The following is a 413-nucleotide window of genomic DNA, read 5'->3' as shown; positions in this document are numbered from 1 at the left end:
GAGCAGGGCCTTTTGATGCGTGCCGGCACCATCGTGGACGCCACCATCATTGCGGCCCCGAGCTCGACCAAGAACGCGGACAACACGCGCGACCCGGAGATGCATCAGACCAAGAAGGGCAATCAATGGCACTTTGGAATGAAGGCGCACATCGGCGTGGACGCACAGTCGGGCCTCGTACATACGGTGGTGGGCACGGCCGCCAATGTGAGCGACATCAACGTTGCTGGCGCACTGCTGCATGGTGAAGAGCATGCGGCCTTCGGCGACGCTGGCTACCAGGGCGTGCACAAGCGAGCTGAAGCGCAAGGACCGACCTGGCACGTGGCCATGCGTCGTGGCAGGCGTCGCAAGCTCAATGAATTCATCGAGCCTCAGTTCCTGGCCGAGCGTGCGGAGAAGATGAAGGCCAG

The 413-nt window shown here is 62.5% G+C and carries 1 protein-coding gene; it reads left to right on the top strand.

Annotation, left to right across the window (positions count from 1 at the left end):
* The coding region (locus QN413_RS27145; RefSeq protein WP_323499650.1) for an IS5 family transposase at positions 1–413 on the top strand (413 nt) is incomplete at both ends.

Origin of the sequence: Variovorax sp. LG9.2, assembly GCF_035018885.1 — a bacterium.
GTDB lineage: Bacteria > Pseudomonadota > Gammaproteobacteria > Burkholderiales > Burkholderiaceae_C > Variovorax.
Note: the sequence above shows the minus strand (reverse complement) of the source record. Positions and strands in the feature narration are given on the sequence as shown.